The 8487-nt window shown below is 65.4% G+C and carries 6 protein-coding genes; 5 read left to right on the forward strand and 1 reads right to left on the reverse strand.

The window, feature by feature from the left end; translation table 11 throughout:
* The 5 genes from dnaE to VFW45_14575 all read left to right on the forward strand — a co-directional run.
* The coding region (dnaE, locus tag VFW45_14555; protein HEU5182007.1) for a DNA polymerase III subunit alpha at positions 1-1764 on the forward strand (1764 nt) is incomplete at its 5' end.
* Between the two features lie 135 nt (positions 1765-1899).
* Positions 1900-3051, forward strand: a complete 1152-nt coding sequence (gene metK / locus VFW45_14560) for a methionine adenosyltransferase (protein HEU5182008.1) — start codon at positions 1900-1902, stop codon at positions 3049-3051.
* Between the two features lie 29 nt (positions 3052-3080).
* Positions 3081-4352, forward strand: a complete 1272-nt coding sequence (ahcY, locus tag VFW45_14565) for an adenosylhomocysteinase (protein ID HEU5182009.1) — start codon at positions 3081-3083, stop codon at positions 4350-4352.
* 74 nt (positions 4353-4426) lie between these two features.
* Positions 4427-7372: a tetratricopeptide repeat protein gene (locus VFW45_14570; protein ID HEU5182010.1), complete on the forward strand. Its 2946-nt coding sequence runs from the start codon at positions 4427-4429 to the stop codon at positions 7370-7372.
* Positions 7369-8319, forward strand: a complete 951-nt coding sequence (locus VFW45_14575; GenBank protein ID HEU5182011.1) for a HEAT repeat domain-containing protein — start codon at positions 7369-7371, stop codon at positions 8317-8319. The genes VFW45_14570 and VFW45_14575 overlap by 4 nt, the downstream gene beginning before the upstream one ends.
* Here the strand turns inward: VFW45_14575 and VFW45_14580 are convergent.
* On the reverse strand, positions 8300-8487 hold a 188-nt coding region (locus VFW45_14580), incomplete at its 5' end, for an LptF/LptG family permease (GenBank protein HEU5182012.1). The genes VFW45_14575 and VFW45_14580 overlap by 20 nt on opposite strands.

The following is an 8487-nucleotide window of genomic DNA, read 5'->3' on the forward strand; positions in this document are numbered from 1 at the left end:
GGGCTCAAGACGCTGACGTTGCTGAAGGACTGCCTGGGGCTGGTGGAGCGCGAGCACGGCGTGCAGGTGAATCTCGACACCCTGGCGCTCGACGATCCCGAGACTTACGCCCTGTTCTGCCGCGCGCACACCAGCGGCGTGTTCCAGTTCGAGAGCAGCGGCATGCGCGACATCCTCCGCAAGCTTCAGCCCGACCGTTTCGAGGACCTGGTGGCCCTCAACGCGCTGTACCGCCCGGGGCCGATCAAGAGCGGCATGATCGACGAGTACATCCGCGGCCGGCATGGCAAGTCGGCCAGCCACCCCTTCCCGCGGCTGCGCGAGATCCTCGACGAGACCTACGGCGTCATCGTCTACCAGGAGCAGGTGATGCGCATCGCCTCGGTGCTGGCGGGCTTCTCGCTGGGGCAGGCCGATCTCCTCCGCCGGGCCATGGGAAAGAAGAAGCAGAAGGAGATGGACGCGATGCAGGACGTCTTCGTCCAGGGTGCGAAGCAGCGGGGCGTGCCCGGAAAGGAGGCGCAGAAGATCTTCGAGCTGATGGCCACCTTCGCCGGCTACGGCTTCAACAAGTCGCACTCGGCGGCCTACGCGCTGGTCGCCTACCAGACGGCCTATCTCAAGGCCCGCTTCCCGGTGGAGTTCATGGCCGCCCTGCTCACCGTCGAGAAGGAGGTCACGGACAACGTCGTGAAGTACATCGCCGAGTGCCGGGAGATGGGGATCGCGGTGCTGCCCCCCGATCTGAACCGCTCGCTGCTCGATTTCTCGGTGGAGGGAAAAGCGATCCGGTTCGGCATGGGCGCCATCAAGAACGTCGGGGACGGCGCCATCGAGACGCTGTTGGAGGTGCGCGCGCGGGTGGGCAGCTTCACCTCGCTCGAGCAGCTCTGCCACGAGGTGGACTCCCGGTCCCTGAACCGCAAGGCGCTGGAGTCGCTGGTGAAGAGCGGGGCTTTGGATGGCTGGAACCTGCCGCGCTCGGCCCTGATCGGCGCGCTGGAGGGGGCGCTGAGCGGGGCGCAGAAAGCCTCGCGCGATCGCGCCGCCGGACAGGCCAACCTGTTCGGAGGAGAGCCCGGGGAGACGACGGCCCCGCTCCCCGCCTCCATCCCGGCCGACGCCTGGAGCCCGCGCGAGCGCCTCTCCTTCGAGAAAGAGACGCTCGGCTTCTACCTGAGCGGGCACCCGCTGGGCGAGCATGCGGCGGCGCTGGCCGCGCTCGGAGGACCCGCCATCCGCGCCCTGTTGCCGGAGCAGGCGGGCAAGTCGCTCGCCCTCGGCGGCCTGGTGACGCTCCTCAAGAAGCGCAAGACGCGCAAGGGAGACTGGATGGCCAGCTTTGCCCTGGAGGACCATGACGGGAGCGTCGAGGTCATCGTTTTTCCCGAGCTCTACCGATCCGTGGGGGAGAGGCTGGCGGAGGACCAGGCGATCGCCGTACGCGGCAAGGCGGAGCTGGAGGACGGCCGCTGGAGGATCGTGGCGGAGGAAATCCAGCCGCTGGAAGGAACGGCGGAGCGCCGGGCCAGCCGGCTGGTGCTGCAGGTCAAGCCCGCCGATCTGGGGGGCACGAGGCCGGCGGAAATCCAGAGAATCCTGCGCGATCACCCGGGCTCGTGCCCGGTGGACATCCACCTCTCCCAGCCCGGGGCCTATCGCCTCACGATGCGCCCCGGCCCTGCGGTCCGTGTCGGTCCCAATCCTGCCCTCACCCGGGCGCTGGAGGATCTCCTGGGGAAGGGGACCGTCCGCTATCGTTGACAGGTCACCTGCCGAATCAATAAAATAGCCGCTTCTTTCAGCGCACCCGAGGCCTCCCTCAGCCCGGCGGTCCCGCCGGAACGCCGGGAAGCCCGCCACGGAACAACTCAAAATACGAGAAGAAGGAGCCAGGGAATGGACAACAAGGGCAGGTATCTCTTCACGTCCGAATCGGTGACGGAAGGGCACCCCGACAAGATCGCCGATCAGATCTCGGATTCCATACTCGATGCCGTCCTCGAGAAGGATCCGCTCGGCCGGGTCGCCTGCGAGACCCTCGTCACCACCGGACTGGCCTTCGTGGCCGGAGAGATCACCACCAAGAGCTACGTCGACATCCCGCGCATCGTGCGCACCACCATCCAGGAAGTGGGCTACACGCGAGCCAAGTTCGGCTTCGACTACCAGACCTGCGCCGTGGTCACCGCCATCGACGAACAGTCTCCGGACATCGCCATGGGGGTCGATCCGGGAGGCGCCGGCGACCAGGGGATGATGTTCGGGTTCGCCTGCCGCGAGACGCCCGAGCTGATGCCCCTGCCGATCATGCTGGCGCACCGGCTGACGCGCGCCCTGAGCCGCGCCCGCCGCGAGGAGCACCTTCCCTACCTCAGGCCCGACGGAAAGTCGCAGGTCACCATCGAATACGACGGCTTCCGTCCCGTCCGCATCGACACGGTGGTGGTCTCCTGCCAGCACGACGCGGCGGTGAAGATCGATTCGCTTCGGGAAGAGGTGCGCCGCGACATCATCCTGAAGAACCTGCCCGAGGACCTGCTCGACTCGAAGACCAGCTACCACATCAATCCGACGGGACGCTTCGCCGTGGGCGGGCCGCAGGGCGACACCGGCGTGACGGGGCGCAAGATCATCGTCGACACCTACGGTGGGTGGGGGCACCACGGCGGCGGCGCGTTCTCGGGCAAGGACCCGACGAAGGTGGACCGCTCGGCCTCCTACATGGCCCGCTACATCGCCAAGAACCTGGTCGCCTCGGGCGTCACGGATCGCGCGGAGGTCCAGGTGGCCTACGCCATCGGCGTGGCCGATCCGGTATCGCTGATGGTGAAGACCGACGGCACCGAGAAGGTCGCCCTGCCGAAGATCCACGAGCTGGTGCGGGCGCACTTCCGGCTGCAGCCGCAGCAGATCATCGAGCACCTCAAGCTGCGCCGGCCGATCTACAAGGCGACCGCGGCCTTCGGGCATTTCGGTCGGAGCGAGGAAGACTTCACCTGGGAGAAGACCGACAAGGCGGATGCGATCCGCCGCGACGCAGGTCTGTAGCACTCAACCACAATATCGAGGAGCCATCCGTGGCGCAGCGCGCATCCGAGTTTCACGTCAAAGATCCCGCCCTGGCGGGCAAGGGAAGGGATCGCATGGACTGGGCGGAGCAGAACATGCCGGTCCTGCGCTCGATCCGCCAGAGATTCGAGAAGGAAAAACCGTTGCAGGGGGTCCAGATCGGGGCCTGCCTGCACGTCACCACCGAGACCGGCATCCTGGCCTCCACCTTGGCCGCCGGAGGGGCCAAGGTCAGCCTGTGCGCCAGCAACCCGCTCTCCACGCAGGACGACGTCGCCTCCTGCCTGGCGATGCAGGAAGGGATCGCCACCTTCGCCATCAAGGGGGAGGACCACGAGACCTACTACGCCCACATCGAGTCGGTGTTGAACCTGAAGCCCGCCATCACCATGGACGACGGTGCGGACCTTGTCTCGATGATCCACACCAAGCGGCGGGACCTGCTGCCCGGGATCGTCGGGGGCACGGAAGAGACCACCACCGGCGTCATCCGCCTGGAGAGCCTGGCGGCGGAAGGGGCCCTGGCCTACCCGATCATCGCGGTGAACAACGCCGACACCAAGCACCTCTTCGACAACCGCTACGGCACCGGCCAGTCGACGCTGGACGGCATCATCCGGGCCACCAACCTGCTGGTGGCGGGGTTGCGCTTCGTGGTCTGCGGCTATGGCTGGTGCGGCCGCGGCGTGGCGCTGCGGGCGCGCGGCCTCGGGGCCAACGTGCTGGTCACCGAGATCGATCCGGTGAAGGCGCTGGAGGCGGTGATGGACGGGTTCAGCGTGTCGACGCTGGAGGACGCCCTCAAGGGGGCCGACGTCATCGTGACCCTGACCGGGAACAAGCATGTCCTGCGCGCCGAGCATTTCGCGGCGATGAAGGACGGCGTGATCCTGGCGAACTCGGGCCACTTCAACGTCGAGATCGACATCCCGGCGCTGCAGGCGCAGTCGGCTCCGCCCAAGAAGCTGCGCGAATATGTCGAGACTTTCGTCATGAAGGACGGCCGGCGGATCCACCTCCTGGGCGAGGGGAGGCTCATCAACCTCGCCGCGGCCGAAGGACACCCCGCCATGGTGATGGACATGAGCTTCGCGAACCAGGCCCTGTGCGCCGAGCACATGGTCAAGAATGCCAAGACCCTTGCGAAGGCCGTCCACTCCGTGCCGCGCGAGATCGACAGCGAAATCGCCCGACTGAAGCTCCTGTCGATGGGCGTGACGATTGATCGCCTCACGGCCGAGCAGGAGCGCTACCTGAAGAGCTGGATGGAGGGGACCTGACGCAGGGCAGTACGGAAGCCGCCCGGAGCTTCCCGGGTCGTCCCCAGGCGCTCCTCGCGCTCGGCTGTGTGGGTTTGGCGACCTACCTGTGCGCCGGGCTCGCCTACGTGCATGGCAGGATCGAGACCGCCTACCGTGACTGCCGCCTGCTCGGCGAGTCGACCCGCGCCCTCGGTCCCGGCTGGAAGCTCTCACCTCCCGGCGCCTGCAGGATTTCCCGCTATCCCCTGACTCCGCAGGATTTCCCGTTCGATCTCCCGGCGGCAGGGGAGTCGAAGCTCTCGAGCCGCGAAGGGGTCGAGACGCGCGTGCGCGGAGACCTGCGATACCTGGTTCCCGCCGACACCTCCGCCCGTGTGCACCACCTGGCTTCCCAGATTCCCTTGTCCAATCTGGTTGCCGGTCTCGTGCGGGATGCCGTCGAGGCCGAAGTCCGCAAGTCCAGCTTCTCGCGCATCTCCGGGACGCACCGGCTGGAGCTGGAAGGAAGCCTCGACGCCCATCTCGGAGCGCAGCTGAGGGAGCGCGGCTTGCTGCTCAGCTCTTTGAGGATCGATTCGGTCCGCATGGCCGAATCGCCGCAGCGCCAGAGCTACGAGCCGATCGTCGGCGCCCGCCTGCTGCTCATCGGACTGGATGGCGCCGACTGGCGCATCCTGGACGATCTCCTCGCCCAGGGCCGTCTTCCCACCCTCAAGCGTCTCATCGACAACGGCGTGCGAGCGCGTCTCAAGACGGTGGATCCGGTCCTCTCGCCGGTTGTGTGGACGAGCGCGGCCACCGGCTTCCTGCCAAGCGAGCATGGCATCCTCGATTTCCTCGTCAAGGACCGCACAGGGCGGCAGGTTCCGGTGACGAGCGCGCACCGCAAGGTGAAGGCGATCTGGAACCTTCTCAGCGAGGCCGGAGTTTCGGTGGGAATCATCGGATGGTGGGCAACCTGGCCGGCGGAGCAGGTCGAAGGGTACGTCGTCTCGGACCGGGTGGCTTACCAGCTCTTCGGCCAGGCCGATTCGTCCGGCACGGCCGACACCAAGGGCAAGACCTATCCCGAGGATCTCTACGCGAGAATCAGGCCGCTGATAAGGTCTCCCAAGGAGATTGAAAGCAAAGAGCTCAAGAGATACTTGAACAATGTGGTTGGGGCAAACCTGGAGAAAGATGGCAAGATCCCATCGAGGGAAGAGGAATTCAGGACTCTGCTGGCATCGACGATGTCCTACGCGGCAATTGCGAGCGCGCTTGGTTCAAATCATCTACAGGGCTTCGAAGCAATTTATTTTGAAGGGATTGATACCGTATCACATCTTTTTATGCCTTTCCGTGCTCCTCAAAGACCCGGCATCTCAGATGCCGACTACGAGCGCTACCACAGGGCAGTCGACGAGTTCTATGTTTATCAGGACGAGATTCTCGGGACCCTGCTCGAAAGAGTTCCGCCAGAGGTAGGCATCCTGGTGATCTCGGATCACGGATTCAAGTCGGAGAGCGATCGTCCGATGCGCGAGTCGAGAATCAATTTCGCATCAGCGGCGCAGTGGCATCGACGTCATGGCATTCTCATCGCGTCAGGGGGTGCATTCCGCCGCGGCGGCGAGGTTCCCGAGCTATCGGTCATGGATGTCACCCCGACCATCCTGGCTTATTTCGGTCTGCCGATTGGAGAGGACATGCAAGGGAGGCCCGCCGAAGCGCTGTTCAGCCAGGCATTCCTGCAGGCCCATGCGCCGCGCTACCGTCCTTCCTGGGAATCGTACCGATCGGCGGCATCGACCGGATCGGAAGATCCCGCTGGAGATCAGGCGCTGATGGAGAAGCTGCGCTCGCTGGGTTATCTGAGCGGGGAAGGGGACCTCACGGCGAACAATCTCGGCAACTCGCTGCTTGCGCAAGGAAAGATCGAAGAATCGATTCAGCAGTTCCGCAAGGCGGTCGCCCTCTCGCCTCGATTGAGCATGGCGCACGTGAACCTGGGCCGTGCCCTGCTGGCAAAAGGAGACCTGGTGCAGGCGAGGATCGCAATCGATGAGGCGCTGCGGCTGGATCCCGGCTCGCCCGATGCCCAGCTGCTCATGGCGAGCCTGGAGGCGACGCAGGGCAGCCCCGATCTCTCCGAGCGTCGCCTGCTCGGAATCGTCCTGAAAGATCCAGGGTTCGCCGGCGCGTACCGGATGCTGGGCTCCCTGCACCGGACCTCGGGGAAACTCTCCGAATCGGCAGATGATTTCCGCAAGGCCCTGGCCATCGACCCCGAAGACTCGGAGGCCTGGAATGGACTCGGAGTCGCCCTGCGGGAGGGCGGGCGGCCGGAGGAGGCGGAGACGGCTTTCCGGAAAGCCCTCGACGCGGATCCTGAATCGACCGGGGCCCTCAACAATCTGGCGGTCGGCGCGATGGAAAGGGGAGATGCCCGAAAAGCCGGGGAGCTCCTGGAGCAGGCCGCCCGGCTCGCGCCGCATGACCCCGGGGTCCGCAACAATCTGGGCAATCTCCTGGCAGGAAGAGGGGACCTCTCCGGGGCGGATCGCGAGTATCGCGCCGCACTACAGATCGATCCCCAGCATCCTCAGGCCTTGAACGGTCTTGCCGCATTGTCCGAGAAAAGGGGTAATCTGGAGGAGGCGGAAACCCTGCTCCATCGGGCCATTGCCTCGGACCCGCGTTACGCCGAGGCGCGCCTCAATCTGGCGGGAATCCTCGTCCGGAAAGGGCGTCGGCGGGATGCCATGGAACAGGTGCAGGAGCTCTTGAGGGTTTCCCCGGGTCACGCCGCCGCATCCAGGCGTCTAGCCGAGTGGATGATGCAGGAAGGACAGGCCGCGCAGGCAGGGAAAGTCTGCATGTCTGCCCTGCAGGCGCATCCCGAGGATCCGAACCTCTGGAGCCTGCGAGGGGAAGCACTGGCGCGGGAAGGGAAGGCGGCGGAGGCGGTTGAATGTTTCAGAAAGTCGCTGGAGATCAATCCCTATCAGCCGGAACTTGCCGGGCGCGTGGACGCGCTCGCGGAGCGGGCACGATGACAATTGGAAAGCTCCTTCTCCCAGCGCTTCTCGTCCTGTCCACGTCGGCCCCGGGGATCTCACAGACGACGGACGCGTCGGCGGGAAAGGGGGAAGAAGCTCCGACCCTGTACGAGATGACGGCCCATTCCGATCTGGTCGTCGCCGCCACCGTAATCTCCGGGCAAATCAAGCTGGCGAAGGTCCGGGTCGACGAGGTCTTCCGCGGGGAAGTGGCGCCCGGCGCGGAGCTGCAAATCGCCTTTCGTGATTTCAACCTGGATCTCGGCAAGACCGACCGGATCGTCTTCACCGACGGCGAATCGATCATTCTCTTCCTGGAGCCTGAGGTGAACTACGAAGGGGAGCGCAAGGGACCCGATCGCTACACGCTTCACCGCGGAAAGTTCGGCAAGTACAACCTGCCGCGGGAAGGAGCCGGAATCTATCTGGAGGCGGTGCGTGAGTTCTCCCGCCTCGCCGCCGAGAAAGACCATCGCAAGCTCTACGGGCTCCTTCGCGGGCTCCTCGGCGACCCCAACCCGATCCTGGCCCAGGCCGGGATGCGCGAGATCCTGCGGCTCGACCTGATGGAGATCTCGCTTCTGCCGCGTGTCATGCCTTATCTGAGGGACCCTTCGCCGGTGCGCCGGATCGCTGCTTTGAACCTTATTGGGAGCCTGTTCATCGATCTCAAACCGGAAGAGCGCGGGGCGGATCTCAAGGACGACGCCTTGGGGCCGGTCCAGGATCTGGCGCGCAATGATCCCGACGAATCGGTGCGCGTGACCGCCGTTGAGACCCTCGGAAAGTGGGGAGGCGTCGATGTGCGGCCGACGCTGGACGCCATCGCGGAGCTCGATGCCGCCCAGTTGGTGCGCTACAAGGCGAAGGTCATCATCCTGAAGGAAGGAAAGCTGCCGCAGCCGGCGCCTCCTGCGGGACAGCCTAAGTCTGGACCACCGTGAGCATCATGTAGGTTCCCAGCCCGGTGAACAGGATATTGGGCGCCCAGGCCGCGAGGAAGGGGGGCAGGAAGCCAATCTGCCCCAGCGCGTTTAGCACCGCGAACGTCGCGTAATAAATCACCACCAGCCCGATCCCCATCCCGATTCCATAGAGCGACCCTTTTTTGC

The sequence above is a fragment of the Candidatus Polarisedimenticolia bacterium genome, from assembly GCA_035764505.1.
Taxonomy (GTDB): Bacteria; Acidobacteriota; Polarisedimenticolia; order Gp22-AA2; family AA152; genus AA152.

Coding starts and splice junctions, on each gene's coding strand:
- metK (HEU5182008.1), top strand. CDS start 1,900: ATGGACAACAAGGGCAGGTATCTCTTCACGTCCGAATCGGTGACGGAA.
- VFW45_14575 (HEU5182011.1), top strand. CDS start 7,369: ATGACAATTGGAAAGCTCCTTCTCCCAGCGCTTCTCGTCCTGTCCACG.